General features: G+C 62.9%; 19 protein-coding genes. 8 read left to right on the top strand and 11 right to left on the bottom strand.

Annotated elements, in window-relative coordinates:
- Positions 1-96: 96 nt before the first annotated feature.
- The 7 genes from JQ611_RS00775 to pqqA all read right to left on the bottom strand — a co-directional run bounded on the left by JQ611_RS00775 (position 97) and on the right by pqqA (position 5,238).
- A complete protein-coding gene (locus JQ611_RS00775) occupies positions 97-768 on the bottom strand; it encodes a DUF4286 family protein (protein WP_212464230.1) in 672 nt (223 codons plus the stop codon).
- Between the two features lie 10 nt (positions 769-778).
- Complete coding sequence (pip, locus tag JQ611_RS00770) at positions 779-1,759, bottom strand: prolyl aminopeptidase (protein ID WP_212266913.1); 981 nt, start codon at positions 1,757-1,759, stop codon at positions 779-781.
- Positions 1,749-2,954 (bottom strand): pyrroloquinoline quinone biosynthesis protein PqqE, encoded by a 1,206-nt coding sequence (pqqE, locus tag JQ611_RS00765; protein ID WP_212464228.1) that lies wholly within the window; start codon positions 2,952-2,954, stop codon positions 1,749-1,751. The genes pip and pqqE overlap by 11 nt, the downstream gene beginning before the upstream one ends.
- Positions 2,951-3,262 carry a pyrroloquinoline quinone biosynthesis peptide chaperone PqqD gene (gene pqqD, locus JQ611_RS00760; protein WP_212266907.1) on the bottom strand — a complete coding sequence of 104 codons (312 nt, stop codon included), beginning with the start codon at positions 3,260-3,262 and terminating at the stop codon, positions 2,951-2,953. Before pqqD ends, pqqE begins: the two co-directional genes overlap by 4 nt.
- A 49-nt stretch (positions 3,263-3,311) precedes the next feature.
- Complete coding sequence (pqqC, locus tag JQ611_RS00755; RefSeq protein ID WP_212464395.1) at positions 3,312-4,058, bottom strand: pyrroloquinoline-quinone synthase PqqC; 747 nt, start codon at positions 4,056-4,058, stop codon at positions 3,312-3,314.
- A gap of 20 nt (positions 4,059-4,078) precedes the next feature.
- Complete coding sequence (gene pqqB / locus JQ611_RS00750; RefSeq protein ID WP_212464226.1) at positions 4,079-5,008, bottom strand: pyrroloquinoline quinone biosynthesis protein PqqB; 930 nt, start codon at positions 5,006-5,008, stop codon at positions 4,079-4,081.
- Positions 5,009-5,157: 149 nt separating this feature from the next.
- Complete coding sequence (gene pqqA, locus JQ611_RS00745; RefSeq protein WP_084807017.1) at positions 5,158-5,238, bottom strand: pyrroloquinoline quinone precursor peptide PqqA; 81 nt, start codon at positions 5,236-5,238, stop codon at positions 5,158-5,160.
- 306 nt (positions 5,239-5,544) lie between these two features.
- On the opposite strand from pqqA, the gene JQ611_RS00740 reads away from it, so the two are divergent.
- The 7 genes from JQ611_RS00740 (at position 5,545) to serA (ending at position 11,682) form a co-directional block, all read left to right on the top strand.
- Positions 5,545-5,802, top strand: coding sequence for a DUF6894 family protein (locus tag JQ611_RS00740; RefSeq protein ID WP_192740088.1), 258 nt, complete (start codon positions 5,545-5,547; stop codon positions 5,800-5,802).
- 199 nt (positions 5,803-6,001) lie between these two features.
- Positions 6,002-7,285: a sorbosone dehydrogenase family protein gene (locus JQ611_RS00735; protein WP_212266902.1), complete on the top strand. Its 1,284-nt coding sequence runs from the start codon at positions 6,002-6,004 to the stop codon at positions 7,283-7,285.
- A gap of 147 nt (positions 7,286-7,432) precedes the next feature.
- Complete coding sequence (locus JQ611_RS00730) at positions 7,433-7,999, top strand: c-type cytochrome (protein WP_212464225.1); 567 nt, start codon at positions 7,433-7,435, stop codon at positions 7,997-7,999.
- A gap of 70 nt (positions 8,000-8,069) precedes the next feature.
- Positions 8,070-9,470 (top strand): amidase family protein, encoded by a 1,401-nt coding sequence (locus JQ611_RS00725; protein ID WP_212464223.1) that lies wholly within the window; start codon positions 8,070-8,072, stop codon positions 9,468-9,470.
- A gap of 74 nt (positions 9,471-9,544) precedes the next feature.
- Positions 9,545-10,021 carry a glutathione peroxidase gene (locus JQ611_RS00720; RefSeq protein ID WP_212266896.1) on the top strand — a complete coding sequence of 159 codons (477 nt, stop codon included), beginning with the start codon at positions 9,545-9,547 and terminating at the stop codon, positions 10,019-10,021.
- On the top strand, positions 10,018-10,281 hold the full coding sequence (locus JQ611_RS00715; RefSeq protein WP_212411352.1) for a DUF3297 family protein: 264 nt from the start codon (positions 10,018-10,020) through the stop codon (positions 10,279-10,281). Before JQ611_RS00720 ends, JQ611_RS00715 begins: the two co-directional genes overlap by 4 nt.
- 141 nt (positions 10,282-10,422) lie before the next feature.
- On the top strand, positions 10,423-11,682 hold the full coding sequence (gene serA, locus JQ611_RS00710; protein ID WP_212411351.1) for a phosphoglycerate dehydrogenase: 1,260 nt from the start codon (positions 10,423-10,425) through the stop codon (positions 11,680-11,682).
- A gap of 208 nt (positions 11,683-11,890) precedes the next feature.
- Here serA and JQ611_RS00705 read toward each other — a convergent pair whose 3' ends face one another.
- From JQ611_RS00705 to JQ611_RS00695, 3 genes are all read right to left on the bottom strand, one after another.
- Complete coding sequence (locus JQ611_RS00705; protein ID WP_212266889.1) at positions 11,891-13,243, bottom strand: malonyl-CoA decarboxylase; 1,353 nt, start codon at positions 13,241-13,243, stop codon at positions 11,891-11,893.
- Positions 13,244-13,359: 116 nt separating this feature from the next.
- Positions 13,360-14,160 (bottom strand): AraC family transcriptional regulator, encoded by an 801-nt coding sequence (locus JQ611_RS00700; RefSeq protein WP_249132820.1) that lies wholly within the window; start codon positions 14,158-14,160, stop codon positions 13,360-13,362.
- Positions 14,161-14,431: 271 nt separating this feature from the next.
- Entirely contained in the window at positions 14,432-14,611 is a 180-nt protein-coding gene (locus JQ611_RS00695; RefSeq protein WP_212464219.1) for a hypothetical protein, read from the bottom strand.
- 187 nt (positions 14,612-14,798) lie between these two features.
- Between JQ611_RS00695 and JQ611_RS00690 the strand changes: the two genes are divergently transcribed.
- Entirely contained in the window at positions 14,799-15,977 is a 1,179-nt protein-coding gene (locus JQ611_RS00690) for an MFS transporter (protein ID WP_212266884.1), read from the top strand.
- A gap of 33 nt (positions 15,978-16,010) precedes the next feature.
- Here the strand turns inward: JQ611_RS00690 and JQ611_RS00685 are convergent, their stop codons facing one another.
- Positions 16,011-17,630: a GMC family oxidoreductase gene (locus tag JQ611_RS00685; protein WP_212464217.1), complete on the bottom strand. Its 1,620-nt coding sequence runs from the start codon at positions 17,628-17,630 to the stop codon at positions 16,011-16,013.
- Positions 17,631-17,657 lie beyond the last annotated feature (27 nt).

The raw sequence follows: 17,657 nt of genomic DNA, 5'->3' as shown, positions 1-17,657 counted from the left end.
TGCGCGATCGCCAGCTTTCAATGCAGGCACGCGTGAACGTTAATACTCGCTGGCATTATGCGGCGGTGCAGCATGAGCACCGCTTCGTCGCCAATGTTACGCGCGCGGCAGATCGCTCTTCGCCAGATCCCACATCAGCCGGTAAACGCCGCTCGTTACCACCAGTGGCTTGATCGCGGCATTGTCGTTGAAGCGCGCCGCGGCCGCCGGGACTGCGCCGACATCGGTGGCGTCGATCAGCACAAACCAGTCGCCGGCGCCTGGATTGGGCGCTGCGGGGTCATCAGTGATCGGTTTCGACAGCGTCGGATTGTTCTCCAGCAGGTGCATGGAGATGATGCCGTCGAGTTCTGTGGGATCAAGTTGATCCCGCAGTGCGGTACGTAGTTTGTCCTCGCCGCCGGCGGGCGGCCGCAGCCGGATGATGCCGAGCACGGCGCCACGGCCGGTGCCGTGGCTGATGGTGATACGCGAAACGCCCCGGATCATGTTCTTGAAGCGGGCAATGTTGGCCTTCGACCAGGCGGTCTGGTTGGCGAGCGCAGTGCGGTAGAACGGGCTGTCCAGCACCTCGATGGTTTCGGTGGAATACAGGCTGAGATACTTCGGGTCGCCATCGTGCGCGACATAGCGCCGCGCTTCGAGGAAACCGGGCATCGCGACGCGCTCTTCGAGATGTTCGCGGTCGTACCAGCGATTGAATTCGGCCTCGTCGGCGGCATCGATATTCATCGACGTCAGCAGCATGCCTTTTCCGGCTATCGGCATTTCGAAATCCCTATCTGGTAATCTTGGAAGCCATGTCCGCGACCGCTTTCATCACGGCGTCGCGAACGCCGGGATCGTACAGCGTGTGGCCGGCGCCTTCGACCAGGCGAACCTCGGCCTCGCGCCACACCGCGGCAAGCGCATGCGAGGTCGCCGGCGGGCACAGCAAATCATAACGGCCCTGCACGATGATGCCGGGAATGTCAGCGAGCCTGCCGGCCTCTTCGATCAGCTGGCTCGGCCTCATGAAGCAGTCATTGGCGAAATAATGCGCTTCCATGAACGGCGTGGCGGGCAGGGCGCGCGACGAGTTGACCGGATCGAGCCGGGCGCGGCCGGGCGTGTGCTCGGAGAGGATGCGTTCGGTCTCGCCCCATGCCCGTGCGGCCGGGCCATGCACGGCGGTATCGGGATTGAGGATGCGGCGGAAATATGCGTCGATCGGGTGCGTGCGTTCCGCTGGCGGCAACACGTCGAGGAACTCCGCGTGCAGCGCCGGATAGAAGCGCGGCAGCACCTCGAGGAATCCATCCTCGATCTCCTTGCGGGTGCCGAGGAAGGTGGCGCGCAGCACGATGCCGGTGACGCGGTCGGGATGCGCTTGCGCATACGCCAGCGCCAGCGTCGCGCCCCAGGAGCCGCCGACGATCATCCAGCGCTCAAAGCCGAATTTCTCGCGGATCCTCTCCATGTCCGCAATCAGATGCGGCAGAGTATTGTCTTCACGCCTGCCCTTGGGGCGGCTGCGGCCGGCGCCGCGCTGGTCGAACAGCACCGCGTGGAAACGCTCGGGGTCGAATAGCCGGCGGTGATCGGGCTGGCAACCGCTGCCGGGCCCGCCATGCAGATAGACCGCCGCAATGCCGCCGATGCGGCCGACGCTCTCGACATAGATGTCGTGGCCATCGCCGACATCGAGCTGCTCCGAGGTCAGCGGTGCAAACGGATCGGCGCGTTTGGCGGATTTTCCGGCGTCGGCGTCAGGCGCCATGCTCGCCTTCCGTCTCCAGCGTACCGCCGGCGAAATTGCGATAGAGGAAACGGTTATTGTCGGAGGCCGCTTCCTGCTCGGCCTGCTTGAAGATCTGCTCGTGCATCGGCGACAGCGTGCAGGCCGGATCGGTATTGCCGGCATCGCCGGTCAGCGCAAAGGCCTGGCAGCGGCAGCCACCGAAATCGATCTCCTTGAACTCGCAGCTCTGGCACGGTTCAGGCATCCAGCCGGTGCCGCGATAGCGGTTGAAAGCTTCGGAATTCTGCCAGATCCAGGCGATCGAGCGATTGGATCGCACCGAAAGGAATTCGAGCCCGGTGATGCTCTCGGCGGCGTGACACGGCAGGATCTTGCCGGCAGGTGAAATGTTGAAGAATTGCCGGCCCCAGCCGCCCATGCATTTCTTCGGCCGCAGCGCGTAATAATCCGGCACGACGTAGTCAATCGCGAGAATGCCCTTCAGCCGCACTTCGGCTTCCTCGACGAGCCGGCTGGTCTCCTCGATCTGCGCCATCGTCGGCATCAAGGCGGCGCGGTTCTTCAGTGCCCAGCCGTAATACTGCACGTTGGCGACCTCGAGCCGGTCGGCGTCGAGATCGACCGCCATCTGGATGATGTCGGAAAGCTGGTGCAGGTTCTGCCGGTGCATGACGGCATTGACCGTCAGCGGCAGGTCGAGCTCGCGCGTCCACTTCGCGACCTCCAGCTTCTTCTCATGCGCCTTCTTCAGGCCCGCGACGCGGTCGGCCACCATGGGCTCATTGCCCTGAAAACTGATCTGCACGTGGCACAGCCCGGCATCGGCCAGAGCGGACAGTTTTTCGCGTGTCAGCAGCACCGCCGAGGTAATGAGATTGCTGTAGAGCCCGACATCGCTGGCGTGCTGGACCAGTTCGACCAGATCCTTGCGCGCGGTCGGCTCGCCGCCGGAGAAATGGATCTGCAGCACGCCGATTTCGGCGAGCTCGGTCAGAACCTTCTTCCATTCCTCGGTGGTCAGCTCAGTGCCGCCGCGGTCGAGCTCAAGCGGGTTGGAGCAATAGGGGCATTGCAGCGGGCAGCGGTGCGTCAGCTCGGCCAGCACCGCGAGCGGAATGCCGAACGTCTCCGCCGTCGAGCGCCGCTGTTCCAGCACCGAGAGCCCGTCATGGGGTGCGGTTGCCGCTTTGCCGTTGGTGAGAATGTCGCTCATGACGTCTTCTCGCGCGCTTCGGTCAGAAAGCCCTTGTCGGCGAGGTCCTGCAGCATTGCGATGACGTCGGTTGCAATTGCCTCGCGCGGCGCGGCGTATTTCGCGGTCAGCTGATCGATCATAGCAGAGACGCTGCGAACACCGTCGCAAAGCTGCAGCACTTCGACCGCGATTTCGTCCGGCGCCAGCACGCGCTCCGGCGCCAGGATCACCCAGACCTGCCGCGTCTCATCGAATTTCAGCTTGGCGTGCCGCGGCAATTTCGGCCGGCTCGCCTCGCTGACACTGATGTTGCGGCCCAAAGCCATCGATCGCTAAATCCCGGTTCTTGGTTTCGGTTCTTAGGCTTCAGTCCCCTTAGGGCACGAACGCGCCGGGCGGTATGTGGCCGTCGACATAGGCATGATACAGCGCATCGAGCTGAACCCATAGCACATTGGTCTTGAAGATCAGGGCGTTGCAGACCGCCTCGCGTTCCGCCGGCGACCTGGCGTGCGCCTTGACGTAGTCGAGCGCGAATCCGGCGTCGCGCGGCGCTTGCTGCAGGCGGCGGCTGAAATAGCTCATGATGTCGGGATTGACGAAATCATAGTGCTGCAGCATGCCCGAGATGCGCTCTTCATGCAGGTTCGGCGCGAACAGTTCCGTCAGCGAGGAGGCGATCGCCTCGAGCGGCGTCTTGTCGCGGCAGAAATGCACATAGGCCTCCACCGCAAAGCGCGTCGCGGGCAGGATGCCTTCGGTCGATTCCACGTAGGCGCTGTCGAGCCCGAGGCCCTCGGTCAGCTTGAGCCAGCGCTCGATGCCGCCTTCGGAGCCGAGATCGCCATCGTGGTCCTCGATCCGGTGCCGCCATTCGACGCGGGTCGCGCGGTCGCGGAATCGCGAGATCACCATCGCGTCCTTGAGCGGGATCGTGCTCTGGTAAAAATAGCGGTTCAGCGCCCAGGCCTGCACCTGGCCTTTGTTGAGCTTGCCGCCATGCAGCAGCCGGTGGAACGGATGCAGGTTGTGATAGCGCGTCGCGCCGATGTGGCGCAGCGTTGCCTCCAGTTCCTCGGCGTTATTGAGCGAAATGCCTTTGCCGATCGATAGCGCGGTCATTCTGGTGACGGGCACGACGCTCACAGTGTGATCTCCATTCCATCGGCGGGGATGTGCCAGCCGGCCTGCTCGGCGGTTTTGCGCTCGTCCGAGCCGTGCAGCAAGGCGGGGTTGGAGTTGTTGATATGCAAAAACATCTTGCGCCCGATGTCGAGTCCTTCAAGGCTTGCGATCGCGCCGTCCTCGCCTGACATCGAGATGTGTCCCATGCTTTGTCCGGTCTTGTTGCCGAGGCCCGCCGCAACCAGTTCGTCGTCGCGCCACACCGTGCCGTCAAAGAACACCAGTGCGGCGCCTTTCAGCCGCGCCTTCAGATCGTCGGTCACCCGCGCGCAGGCGGCAAGGAAATAGAGATATTTGCCGCTGGCTTTGTCCAGGATTCGAAGCCCGAGCGTATCGCCCACACCGCTGCCGCCGGCCGGATGCGCCTTGCCTTCGAGATACCAGGCGCCCTTGCCGGGAACCTCGAAGGGGAGGATTTCGATGCCGGATGGCGAGCCATCGGGCAAGTCGGGTTCGAACGCCTGGTCGACCGCGATCGGCTGGCGTTTCACGTTCTTTTCGCTCAGCACATTAAAGATGCTGTTGGATTTGAGGATCGCAAGCACCCGCTCATGCGCATAGAGGGTGAAGGGCGATCCCTCGCGCATCGACAACAGGCCTGCGACCGCGTCGATCTCGCCATTGGTCAGGATGACGCCCGCGATCGGACTGTGACGGAGCTGGCCTGCCTTGGGATGAAGCTGCGGCGTCGCGGTCAATTGCTGGCGCAGATCCGGCGAGGCGTTGATCAGGAACCAGTGCTCGCCATCGGCGCTGACCGCGATCGAGGCCTGCGTGCTCTGGAGTTCGGGATGTTCGTTGCGGGCCGTCCGGCACACCGGACATCCGCAGTTCCACTGCGGAACACCGCCACCCGCCGCGGCGCCCAGGACGACGACGCGAAGCATGATCCGTCTCCTGGCAAATTCAAAACTTGGGCACAAACGGTAAGGTCAAAACGCTACGAGGTGGATCCGGGCCAAAGACACGGTTCCGCGTTCGGGAACGTGTCAGGCCCAAAGATCCACCTCGCTAAAACCTTGGCGATCGCTGCCGGTTACTTCCGGGCGGCGCACGCATACATGTTGATTTCCATGCCGACCGACACTTCGACGATTTTCGGTGCTTTCCAGGCCATTAAGCGCTCCTTTTGATACCGGACGAACTCCGCCCTCGGAGATAAGGTACTGCGGATCAGAAAGTTCGCCAGTGAAATCTTTTTGCCGCATGCCTTCCGTGTTTTCATGTTGCATCGCGAGATAATTCACGTTTTTGTGCGAAGGCCCGCGGTCAAAACGGCGTGGGATCAAGCGTTTCCGGGTTGATCGCAACGCCGCGAATGCTGATTTTCCGTTCGACGGAGCGCTGCCGGCTTCAGATAAAGAACTTGTGAAAAATGGGCTGGCCCCCGGCTGCGGGGCATCCATGGAGTAGGTTACCGCCGATGCCACGCTATTTTTTCAACACCCGTATCGGCGATGAGCTGATTTCCGATCCCGATGGCGAAGTACTGCGGGATCCCGACCGCGCCTGGGAAATGGCGCGCGCCATGATCCGGGAACTGCTCAAGACCGAAGGCACTGACGGCGCGCTGCTGAACGCGACCATCGAGGTCACGGACGACGAGGGCGAGATCGTGCTCGAGTTTCCGTTCACCGAGGCCATTCTCGACACGCCGGATCGCTCCATCACCCGGCATTGATTCAGCCACCGTCATTCCGGGGCGCGCGTCAGCGTGAATCTCAGGTGCGAATTGCGCACCGGGGAATGGCGCTGGATGATGGGTCAGCGATGTTTTCCGATTGCAAATGTACGGACAAATATTAGAGAGTGCCGCCCGGGGGGCCACCGGCGGATGATGTTTGCCGCGCGAGGATAAGGCTTCCGCCAGGGAGAATGCCATGATGAGCTATTCGTCGGCGCCGCGCAGCCTGTTGCTGGCCGGTGCTTTTTTCGGTGCATTGACATTGAACGCTGCAGCGCAGCAGCCCGCCACGCCGCCTGCGGCAGGTGCGGCGCCGGCAGCCGCAGCCCCGCTTCCGCCGGGCTCGCCCTTGATCGGCCGGCCTGCCGATAATGAAGCCGCCGCCAAGCTCGCACCGATCGCACCGCCGCCCATCCCCGCCGCGCCCGACAAATTGCCGACCGCCAAGCTGAAGGTGCCGGCCGGCTTCAACATCGAAGTCTACGCCGCCGGGATGGCCAACGCGCGCTCGCTGATCGAAGGCGACAAGGGCACGGTGTTTGCCGGCACCCGCCTGATCGACAAGGTCTATGCGGTCGTCAACAAGGACGGCAAGCGCTCGGTGAAGGTGATCGCCTCCGGCCTCTATCGCCCGAACGGCCTCGCGTTCAAGAACGGCACGCTCTACATCGCCGAACTGTCGAAGATCTCGAGGATCGACAAGATCGAGGACAATCTGGACAATGCGCCGAAGCCGACCGTGATCTACTCCGATCTGCCCAAGGATGAAGCCCACGGCTGGAAGTTCATCGGCATCGGTCCGGACAACAAGCTGTATATTCCGGTCGGGCAACCCGGCAACAACGTGCTGCACAGCGATGCGCACGGCCTGATCAAGCGCATCAATCTCGACGGCTCCGGCGCCGAAGTGATCGCCAGGGGCGTGCGCAACACCGTTGGCTTCGACTGGAATCCGGAGAACAAGCAGCTCTATTTCACCGACAACGGCCGCGACTGGATGTCGGAGGACGTGCCCGAGGATGAGCTCAACCGCATCACCAAGGTCGGCGAACATTTCGGCGCGCCCTACTGCCTGCAGGGCAACATCGTCGATCCCGAATTCGGCTGGGGAAAATCCTGCAGCGACTACACTGCGCCGGTCGGCCTGCTGGGCCCGCATTCCGCAGCGCTGGGCATGCGGTTCTACACCGGCAACATGTTCCCGAAGTCCTACAAGAACGCGATCTTCATCGCCCGCCATGGTTCGTGGAACCGGACCAAGAAGGTCGGCGGTGACGTCCTCATCGCCCGGCTGAACAAGGACGGGTCAGTCAAATCCGTGGAGCCGTTCCTCACCGGGTTCGTCGAGGACAACAAGTACATCGGCCGCCCGGTCGATGTGCTGCAGCTGAAGGACGGCTCGCTGCTGGTCTCCGACGACTACAACGGCGCCGTCTATCGCATCACCTATGGCAAGCAGAAGGTTGCTGGCGCTAAGTGATTGAAGTTCGTCATTGCGAGGAGCAGCGCGACGAACAAGCTACGTGGTCATTCCGGGCTGGTGCGTTAGCACCAGACCCGGAATCTCGAGCTTCCGGGTTCGATGCTTGCGCATCGCCCCGGAATGACAGGCATTCCTGGAAGCCCGATGCATAGAACAATAACGGCGCTGGCGTTCAGCCTGATCGCCTCAGTAGCAAGCGCGGAAACCTTCCAGGAGCGCATCGCGCCGTGTCTGGCCTGTCACGGCGAGCGCGGACAATCCCTGACCGAAAACACGCCCTCGCTCGGCGCGCAGCAGGCGCCTTACACGCTGATCCAGCTCTTCATGTTTCGCGAGAAGCTGCGCAGCTTCGAGCCGATGAACGAGATGGCGAAGGCGCTGACCGACGACGATCTGCGCACCTTCTCCGATTTCATCGCCAAGATACCCAAACCCACACCACCAGCTGAGGCCGGCGATCCCGCGCGGATGCAGCGCGGCCAGGCGCTGGGGCAGCAGCATCGCTGCAACAGCTGTCACAACCCGGATTATTCCGGCAAGGAAAACGTGCCGCGGATCGCCAACCAGCGCGAGGATTATCTCGCCAAGACGCTTGGCGAATACAAGGACAATAGCCGCCACGGCTACGACGGCAGCATGGCCGACGTGATGGGTCCGATCACATCAGAGCAGATCGCCGATCTCGCTCATTTCATTGCCCATTTGCGCTAAACCTTCGTGCGCGGCCCCGGCTGGCGTTGCCGTTCGCGCGGCGCTACAAGGCGGTCAAACGGAGTTTTCCATGCAAGATATCTGGCGCCTGTCGGCCGCGGAGCTGGCCTCGCTGATCAAGGCAAAAAAGGTCTCGGCAACGGAGGCGGCCACATCCGCATTGGCGCGGCTGGACGCGGTCAATCCCAGGATCAATGCGGTGGTCGACCACAAGCCGGCCGAGGTGCTGGCGCAGGCCTCGGCCATCGATGCCGCGATCGGGCGGGGCGAAGATGTCGGCCCCCTCGGCGGCGTACCCATTACCGTGAAGGTCAATATCGACCAGAAGGGCTTTGCCACCACCAACGGCCTGAAGCTGCAGCGCGACGCGATTGCTACGACCAACAGCCCCGTGATCGATAATCTCTACAAGGCCGGCGCCGTCATTTTGGGGCGGACCAATTGCCCGGCCTTTTCCTATCGCTGGTTCACTACCAATCTCGTGCATGGCGATACCAAAAACCCCCGCGATCCCGGCATCACGCCGGGCGGCTCCTCGGGCGGCGCGGGTGCTGCGGTCGCGGCCGGCATCGGGCATATCGCGCATGGCACCGACATCGCTGGTTCGATCCGCTACCCGGCCTACGCCTGCGGCGTCCATGGCCTGCGGCCGACGATGGGCCGGATTCCGGCATTCAATGCCGCGCTCCCCGAGCGCACGATTGGTCCCCAGATCAGCGCGGTATCGGGACCCTTGGCCCGGACCATCGGCGACATCAGGATTGCCCTGGCGGCGATGTCGGCCCGGGATTATCGCGATCCCTGGTGGGTGCCGGCGCCGCTGGACGGCCCGCCGGTGCAAAAGCGCGTCGCGATGTGCCTCAATCCTGATGGCCTCGATCCCGTGCCCGAGGTGAAAGCCGCCGTTGCCGATGCCGGCAAGCGGCTGGAGCGCGCGGGCTGGATCGTCGAGGAAATCACCAATACACCGCCGCTGCGCGAGCCCGCCGATCTGCAGACCAAGCTCTGGCTCGGTGACAGCTATGAGGCGCAGCTGGAGACCGCCGAGCGTGAGGGCGATCCCGGCGCGCTGGCCTGTCTGCGCGGCAGCCGGACAAAAGTGTTTCCGTTCGATGCCGCTGATTTCTCGAAGGCGCTGACCCGGCGCGCGACGCTGACCCGCGAATGGCTGGAATTCTTCGAACAATACCCGGTGCTGCTGATGCCGGTATCCGGCGAATTGCCGTTCCCCGATCACCTCGACCGCAAGGACGAGGCGTCTTTTGCGAGGGTGTGGCACGCCCAATTGCCGCAGATTGCCATTCCCTTCATGGGGCTGCCCGGGCTAACGGTTTCGACGGGACTGGTGGGGCGGATTCCGGTCGGCGTTCAACTGGTCTCCGGCCGTTACCGTGAGGATCTCTGCCTTGCCGCGGGCGAGGCGATCGAGGCCGGCGGAACGCCGTCGGCGGCGATCGATCCGGCAAGCTAGCAGAGCGTTTTCAAGCGAAGTGGACACCGGTTCGCGTAAAGAAAACGCGTCAAACAAGAGACCGAAGGAATTCGATGTCAGGCATTTATGATTTCACGGCGCAGTCGCTGGCCGGCGAAGAGGTTCCGCTGAAGCAGTTCGAGGGTCAGGTGCTGCTGATCGTCAACACCGCCAGCGCCTGCGGATTCACGCCGCAATACAAGGGTCTGGAAGCGTTGCATCGCGAACTTTCGCCGCGCGGCTTTGCGGTGCTCGGCTTTCCCTGCAACCAGTTCGGCGCGCAGGAGCCGGGCGACGCCAAACAAATCGAGGCGTTCTGCGAAACCAGATTTCAGGTGACGTTTCCGATGTTCGCCAAGATCGACGTCAACGGCAGCAAAGCGCACCCGCTGTATGAATACCTGAAGAACGAACGGTCGGGCCTGCTGGGCTCGTCGATCAAATGGAATTTCACCAAATTCGTGGTCGACCGTTCGGGCAAGGTGGTGGGACGCCATGCCCCGACCGTGACACCCGAAGCACTGAGAAGAGAAATCGAGGCACTGCTATGAACGAGAAAACCGAAACCGACGCGTTCCCCGACCGCCTGTCGACCAATCCGAGCAGCCCTTATTACAACGAAGAGCTGCTGTCGCGCGACGTCGGCATCCGCTTCAAGGGCGCCGAGAAGACCAATGTCGAGGAATACTGCATCAGCGAGGGCTGGATCCGCGTCACTGCGGGCAATGCCAAGGACCGCTTCGGTAATCCCCTGACGATCAAGGTTCATGGCCCCGTCGAGCCGTATTTCCGGGACAAGGCGTCGTCCTGAGGCGGTCCTGTCTCATTCGTCATTGCGAGCGAAGCGAAGCAATCCATCTCGCCACAAAAAGAAAGAATGGATTGCTTCGCTTCGCTCGCAATGACGGCATAGATCAATCATCCATTTCTATCGCTGAAGGACGCCGCGATCTTGACCAGTAAGCTCCCCCAACTCTCGCTCGCAAAGGACAAGATCCGGGTCCTGCTGCTCGAAGGTGTCAACGACAGCGCCGTGCAGCTGATCGAGTCGGCCGGCTATTCCAGCATGACGCGCCTGTCCAAGGCGCTGGAAGGCGATGCGCTCAAGGAAGCCATCAAGGGCGTGCATCTGCTCGGCATCCGCTCCCGCACGCAGATCACCCCGGATGTACTGGAAGCCGCGGACCGGCTGATCGCGATCGGGTGCTTCAGCGTCGGCACCAACCAGGTGGATGTCGACGCCGCGCGCCGCAGCGGGATTCCGGTGTTCAACGCCCCGTTTTCCAATACGCGCAGCGTGGCGGAACTGGTGATCGGCGAGATCGTCATCCTGCTGCGCCGGATCGTGGCGCGTTCCAACGCCGCCCATCAGGGACGCTGGGACAAGTCCGCCAACGACAGCTATGAGGTGAGGGGCAAGACGCTCGGCATCATCGGCTACGGCAATATCGGCTCGCAGCTCTCCAATCTCGCCGAAGCGCTGGGCATGAAGGTCATCTTCTACGATCACACCGACCGGCTTCGCCATGGCAATACCGAGCCGGTCGCGAGCTTGCATGAGCTATTGGCGCAAAGCGACGTGGTGTCGTTGCATGTGCCGGAGACGCCGGCCACGGCTGGGATGATCGGGCGCGAGGAGATCGCGGCGATCAAGCCGGGCGCGTATTTCATCAACAACAGCCGCGGCACCGTCGTCGACCTCGAGGCGCTCGCCGACGCGCTGCGCGAAGGCAGGCTCCGTGGCGCCGCGGTGGACGTTTTTCCGGTCGAGCCGCGCTCGAATGCGGATCGCTTCGTATCGCCGCTGCAGGGGCTGGAGAATGTCATCCTGACGCCGCACATCGGCGGTTCGACCGAGGAGGCGCAGGAGCGCATCGGCGCCGAAGTCGCCCGCAAGCTGGTCGACTACAGCGATTCCGGCTCAACCATGGGTGCGGTCAATTTCCCGCAGGTCCAGTTGCCGCCGCGTCCATCCGGCACGCGGTTCATCCAGGTGCAGCGCAATCTGCCGGGCATGCTGGGCCGTCTGAACGAAGTGCTCGCGCGCCACTCGGTCAACATCGCCGCGCAATATTACGAGACCGATCACGACGTCGGCTATGTCGTTCTCGACGCCGATGCCTCCGCCGCCGACGGCCAGCGCGTGCTGGCGGACATCCGGGCTCTGGAAGGCACCATCCGCGCCCGGTTGCTCTACGAATACAAGATCTGAGCCGGTAGAAGCAAATCTTTGGGTAAGCGCCCCCTGCCTCAACGTCATTGCCTGCGACAAACGCGAAGCGTTTGCGCAAGGGGGCGATAGCGACGAAGCAATTCATTCTTGCTTTGTGGCGGCGATGGATTGCTTCCGCCTTCGCTCGTCGAGCTACGGCGGACAAGTCGCTTCGCTCGCAATGACGGAAGTGTGATGGCTCGCCGGTCTACGACAGCCGCATGTCCAGCAAGCGCCGGCCTTCGGTCTTGAGCAGCTTCTTCACCGCGCTGGAGGCGGCGATCTCGCCCTGGTTGGCGTAGGCTTCGTGGTTCTTTTCGATGTCGTCGAGCCGGTAGAGGTAATTGACCATGATGCCGGCGGACTCGCGAACGCCCTTCGGCGAGAGGTCGCCGAGCCAGTCGATCCGCTCCAGCCGCGCGCCGTTGCCGATATGGAAGCGCGCCACCGAATCGATCAGCCGGCCTTTTGAGGTGCGGGCCTTGAGAAAATAATGCGCGGCCAACGGCTCGATCACCGCGCGCAGTTGCGTGGTGGTCTCCGCGTTCTCGAACCAGCCGGGCTGGTTGAGCTTTTCCAGCAGCGTTCGTTCCTCGTCGGACAAGGGAACGTCGTCGGCTTCCTTCAGCCACTGCATGAAGCCCGGCACCGGCGACAGCGTCACGAAGGTGTCTAGCTTCGGCAATTCGCGCCGCAATTCCTCGACCACCTGTTTGATCAGGAAGCTGCCGAACGAGATGCCGCCCAGTCCCTTCTGGGTGTTCGAGATCGAATAGAACACGGCGGTACGGGCACGCTCGATCGCCACCGGCTGGCGTTCGGCGGCGAGCAGCGGCGCAATCGCGGTCGGGATCGTTTCGGTCAGCGCGACCTCGACGAAGATCAGCGGCTCGTCGGTCAGCTGCGGATGGAAGAAGGCGTAGCAGCGGCGGTCGACCGGGTCGATGCGGCGGCGCAGATCGTTCCAGTCGTGGATTTCATGCACTGCTTCATAACGGATGATCTGTTCCAGAATGTTCGCTGGCGTCGACCAGTCAATCCTGCGCAGCACCAGAAATCCCCTGTTGAACCAAGAAGACAGCAAATGCACCACGTCGCGGTCCAGCGCTGCCAGATCCTTGTTGCCCTTCATGAGCGAAAGCAGATCGGCGCGCATCGCCACCAGATCACTGGTGCCGCCCGGCGCGCGGTTGAGCCGGCGCACCAGTTCCTGGCGCCGCGGCTCGGAAGCAAAATGAAGATCGCTGGCGTCGGCGTCGCTCGGCTGCGCGCGCCAGCTCTCGATCGCCCGCGAAAGCCGTTCGCGATCGGGACCGTAGTCGCGGGCGAGGGCGGCAAAGAACGAAAGCCGGCCGGCTGTGTCGAGGTCATGGTAGCGATCGAGCACTTCACGGGCCATCGCGGTGCCCGTAGCCTCGCCGCGGCCCGACAGCAGCGCCTCGCACAGTTCAAGCAGTTCGGAGGCGTCTTCCTTGGTATCCGAAGATCCGCCGCGCCGAAGCAGCGTACGGCCGCGTTCGGAAATCGTCGAAAGCAGGTCGGAGAAGAAGGCGTTGGCCATGGGCGAAGTCGATTCCGGAGGTGATGCCGAACCTTATATCGAATCTAGGGCGCGGCCGATCTTATTCAAGCGCATGGTTCGTACGGAAATATGTCAGGCTTCGACGAAGGTATAATTCACGCCTTTTCCGCAAATTCGGTCGGCGTCTTGCCGGTGACCTGCCGGAAGGCGTGCGAAAACGCCGGTACGCTGGCATAGCCGAGGTCGGAAGCCAGCTGCTTGACCGAGACGTTGGCGTCGGTGGAGAGTTTTTCGATCGCGGCCGCGACACGGGCGCGCTGGCACCAGCTCTTGAAGCTGAGTTGCGTCTCGGCCGAAAACAGCCGCGACAGCGTCCGTGCCGAGGTGCCGACCTCGCGCGCCAGCGTTTCGATCTCGTGGGCGCCGGTCGGATCCGACAGCACGATGTCGGCGGCGCGCCGGCAGCGCGGCTCGTGCGGCAGCGGAATGAAGGTCGCGGAATCTTCCGCCTGGTGCAGCTCCAGCATTGCGAGTTTGACCAGCAGGCCGGTGCGCTCGGCCGTGGTGTGCTCGTCGAACAGCGCCAGAATTGCCTGATGCAACAGCGGCGACACCCGCACCACGAATTCTGACCTGAGGCTCTGGCTGCGCTCCTCGCGGGCCAGCCAGTCGAGGTCGAAATACAGGGTGCGCATTTCGATGTCGGCGAGCACGTCGATGGCATGCGCAAGCCGCGCCGGCACCCAGACCGCGCGGTCGGGCGGCACCAGCCAGCGGCCCTTCGGGGTGGTGACCTGCATGGTGCCCCGGGCGGCGTAAACCAGCTGCGCCTCGCGGTGCATGTGGGTGTCGATCCGGAAGCCCTTTTTGTAGTTGTTGGCGATCAAGTGGACGCCGTCGCCGGTCGAGATGCGGCGCCCGATAATGGCGGCGATTGGCTTTTCGGCGATATTCATTGGCGACATCCCGTCAGGACAACCCCCTATAACCTATTTCAGGAGATTGCGGGATTCGGCCGAACGGACCCGCCAAGAAGACGCGGGTCCTGGCGAAATAGGCCACTCGCGAAAGCAGAACAGGCCAATATTGGGGACAATTGGCAATGACCGGCGTTGAGGTGGGTGTCCGGAGGACATCGGACATATCAAAAATCGGCCTTAGCGCGCTAACCCTCGGCGCTGAGGCCGTTTCTTTTGGGGCGGTTGACTTGGGTGTGTTCCGTAGCGATCAACTAACGCTAGCGGCCATGCCGGAACCGCCGCCGCGGCCGCCGCGGTTGGACAGCATATCTTTGATGTCCTGGCCCAATTGCGTGAGGAAGCTACCGATGCCGCCGCCCTGTACGAGGGAAAGCGCCTCGTCGGTCAGTGCCTCGGTCGGCTCATTCAATTCGATGGTTCGTTCCACAGCGTGTTCCTCCAGTTTGTCCTAGGGAGCATCAATGCCCCGATCGGATGAGAGGCAATTTGGTTCAATCCGACGGCTCGATCCGTGATCCGGATCACTCAAAAAGGCAAAACAGGCCACTGCTAAATTCAAACTAGGCCACTAGCGGCCGAAACAGGCCGGCACCGAAGACACCAAGGACCAGACCATGAACAGCCCCAGCCGGGTAATCAGCTTCGTCAACGCCGCCCATTTCATCGACCATTACGCGATGCTGATCTTCGCCGCCGCCGTCATCATCATGGGGCCGGCATTCGGCATGGCCTATTCGGAGCTATTGCCTTACGCCACCCCCGGCTTCGTCGCCTTCGGCGCGGGATCGCTGATCACCGGCTGGCTCGGCGACCGCTGGAGCCGCCGCCACATGATGGTGATCTTCTTTGCCGGCATCGGCGCCTCGATGATCGCGGTCGGCTTCGTGCGGACACCGCTGGAGCTCGGCGCGGTGCTGCTCTCGATCGGCCTGTTCGCCTCGATCTATCACCCCGTCGGCACCGCCATGATCGTGTCCTATGCCGACAAGCTCGGCCGCGAGATGGGGCTGAACGGCGTCTGGGGCAATCTCGGCGTGGCGTCGTCGGCGCTGGTCACCGGCGTGATCGGGCAATATCTCGGCTGGCGCTGGGCCTTCATCGTGCCGGGGGTCGTCACCATGCTGATCGGCGTGGCCTTCGCCATGCTGGTCGTGCATGAGGATCGAACCGGCTCCAGGCAGGCGGCAGCCCAGGCGCGCATCGCCAAAGAGGACATGTGGCGGGTGATCCTGGCGCTGCTGATCGTCGTGATCGCGATCTCGACCACTTTCAACGCCGTCACCGTGGCGCTGCCAAAGCTGTTTGCGGAGCGGCTGGCCGACTTGACCAATAGCCCGGCGCTGCTCGGCGTCATCGCCGCCGGCGTCTATGTGTTCGGCGCGATGACGCAGTACACCATCGGCAAGCTCATCGATCACTACTCACTGAAGACCGTGATGCTGCCGCTGTCGTTTCTGCTGGCGCCATTCCTGTATTTCGCGGCGACGCTGTCGAACCTGCCGCTGATCATCGCCTCGATCGGCATCGTGATGGGCGCGTTCGGCCAGGTCACGGTGAACGACGCCATGGTAGGCAAGTACACCACCGATGAATGGCGCTCGCGCGCTTACTCCGTGCGCTACTTCATCGGCTTCACGGCCGCGGGCGCTTCCGTCGGGCTGGTGGCGTGGCTGTACGAGAAGGGCGGCTTTGTCACCATGCTGCAGGCGTTTGGCGCGCTGTGCCTCCTGGTGATCGTCGCCGCCATCATCCTGCCGCAGGAAATCAAGGTGCCGGCGGCGCAGACGAATTGATCGCAGTCGAGTTTTCGCGTCAGCTCGCCAGCGTCAGTTCGTCAGCGCGCTGGCGATGATATCGGAGCTCTTCTCTGCGACCATGATCGTCGCCGGGTGAATGTTCGGCGAGGGCATCGCCGGCATGACGGACGCATCGACAACCCGCAGACCGTCGATGCCGCGAACGCGGAGCTGGCTATCGACGACGGCCCCGTCATCCTCGCCCATCCGGCAGGTGCCGCAGGGATGATAGACGGTCGAGCCGATGTTCCTGATATAATCGGCGGCGTGTTCGTCGCTGGTGACCTCGGGACCGGGCCTGATCTGTTCGACCACCAGCGATCGGAAAGGCTCAGTCGCGACGATTTGCCGGGCAATGCGAAAGCCCGCCAGCATGATGCGCATATCATCAGGGTCGGTCATATAGTTGGCGCGGATATGCGGCGGCGTGCGGCCCTCCGCGTCGCGCAGCGTAATTTCACCGCGGCTCTTCGGCCGGCAGACGCTGAAGATGAAGGTAAAGCCCGGCCACCGATGCAGGCCGTTCTTGAACCCGTCAGTCGAAAAATTGAGGCACTGATACTGGATGTCAGGCACCGGTTCGGAAGGGTCCGATTTCGCAAACAGCGTCGCTTCGGTCGCGCCGACCGAGAGTTGTCCGGATCCCCTGAGCAGCCATTCGAGCGCGAGCTTGACCGACTTGGCCGGGCTCATCACGGCTTCATTCAAGGTATCGGTCGCGTTGGTCTTGAATGTGAAGTTCGACTGATAATGGTCCTGCAGATTCTTGCCGACGCCGTGCAGGTCGCATTTCACGTCGATGCCGAGCTTTGCCAGTTCTGCGGCCGGGCCAATGCCGGAGGCGAGCAACAGCACCGGAGAATTGATCGCGCCGCTTGAGACGATGAGCTCGCGCCGCGCGCCGATGCGCTGGATCTGGCCGTCGCGTTCGACCTCGACGCCGATGGCGCGGTTTCCGTCGAACAGGATGCGGCGGACGCGGGTCTTCGTCATCAGTTCGAGATTTTTGCGGCTGAGGTTCGGCTTGAGATATCCGACCGCCGTCGAGCGGCGCCAGCCATTGTGGACGTTGAGCGGCGCGAAGCCGACGCCGTCAATACGCTCGCCGTTGAAATCAGGGTTGCGCTGATATTGCAGGCGCTCGCAGGCCTCGACGAATGCCTTCGCCGCCGTCGAAGGGCGTTTGATGTTCGACACCGTCATCGGACCGCCGGCGCCGCGCCATGCATTGGCGCCGTCAACGCTGTGCTCCATTCGCTTGAAATAGGGCAGCACGTCATTGTAGCCCCAGCCACGCGCGCCTAGGCGCTGCCATTCGTCGTAGTCGCTGGGGGCGCCGCGCAGGAAGACGAGGCCGTTGATGGAGCCGGAGCCGCCCAAAACCTTGCCGCGCGGCCAGATCACGGTTCGGCCGCCCAGACCCGGTTCGGGTTCGGTTTCGTAACCCCAGTTCATCTTCGGGTTCGGGACCAGTTTGCCGAAACCCATCGGAATGTGAATCCAGGGATTGCGATCGCGTCCGCCGGCCTCGATGACGCAAAGCGACACTTTTGGATTTTCCGTCAGTCGTGCCGACAGCACGCAGCCGGCGGAGCCGCCTCCTACCACGACGACATCGAACTCCGCATCAAAACCGGATTTACCCGTCAAGACGTTTCGCTCCCGATCTGCGTTTGC

Source organism: Bradyrhizobium sp. AUGA SZCCT0182, from assembly GCF_018130185.1.
Classification (GTDB): Bacteria; Pseudomonadota; Alphaproteobacteria; order Rhizobiales; family Xanthobacteraceae; genus Bradyrhizobium.
Note: the sequence above shows the minus strand (reverse complement) of the source record. Positions and strands in the feature narration are given on the sequence as shown.

Coding starts and splice junctions, on each gene's coding strand:
- JQ611_RS00775 (WP_212464230.1), bottom strand. CDS start 768: ATGCCGATAGCCGGAAAAGGCATGCTGCTGACGTCGATGAATATCGAT.
- pip (WP_212266913.1), bottom strand. CDS start 1,759: ATGGCGCCTGACGCCGACGCCGGAAAATCCGCCAAACGCGCCGATCCG.
- pqqE (WP_212464228.1), bottom strand. CDS start 2,954: ATGAGCGACATTCTCACCAACGGCAAAGCGGCAACCGCACCCCATGAC.
- pqqD (WP_212266907.1), bottom strand. CDS start 3,262: ATGGCTTTGGGCCGCAACATCAGTGTCAGCGAGGCGAGCCGGCCGAAA.
- pqqC (WP_212464395.1), bottom strand. CDS start 4,058: ATGACCGCGCTATCGATCGGCAAAGGCATTTCGCTCAATAACGCCGAG.
- pqqB (WP_212464226.1), bottom strand. CDS start 5,008: ATGCTTCGCGTCGTCGTCCTGGGCGCCGCGGCGGGTGGCGGTGTTCCG.
- pqqA (WP_084807017.1), bottom strand. CDS start 5,238: ATGGCCTGGAAAGCACCGAAAATCGTCGAAGTGTCGGTCGGCATGGAA.
- JQ611_RS00740 (WP_192740088.1), top strand. CDS start 5,545: ATGCCACGCTATTTTTTCAACACCCGTATCGGCGATGAGCTGATTTCC.
- JQ611_RS00735 (WP_212266902.1), top strand. CDS start 6,002: ATGATGAGCTATTCGTCGGCGCCGCGCAGCCTGTTGCTGGCCGGTGCT.
- JQ611_RS00730 (WP_212464225.1), top strand. CDS start 7,433: ATGCATAGAACAATAACGGCGCTGGCGTTCAGCCTGATCGCCTCAGTA.
- JQ611_RS00725 (WP_212464223.1), top strand. CDS start 8,070: ATGCAAGATATCTGGCGCCTGTCGGCCGCGGAGCTGGCCTCGCTGATC.
- JQ611_RS00720 (WP_212266896.1), top strand. CDS start 9,545: ATGTCAGGCATTTATGATTTCACGGCGCAGTCGCTGGCCGGCGAAGAG.
- JQ611_RS00715 (WP_212411352.1), top strand. CDS start 10,018: ATGAACGAGAAAACCGAAACCGACGCGTTCCCCGACCGCCTGTCGACC.
- JQ611_RS00705 (WP_212266889.1), bottom strand. CDS start 13,243: ATGGCCAACGCCTTCTTCTCCGACCTGCTTTCGACGATTTCCGAACGC.
- JQ611_RS00700 (WP_249132820.1), bottom strand. CDS start 14,160: ATGAATATCGCCGAAAAGCCAATCGCCGCCATTATCGGGCGCCGCATC.
- JQ611_RS00690 (WP_212266884.1), top strand. CDS start 14,799: ATGAACAGCCCCAGCCGGGTAATCAGCTTCGTCAACGCCGCCCATTTC.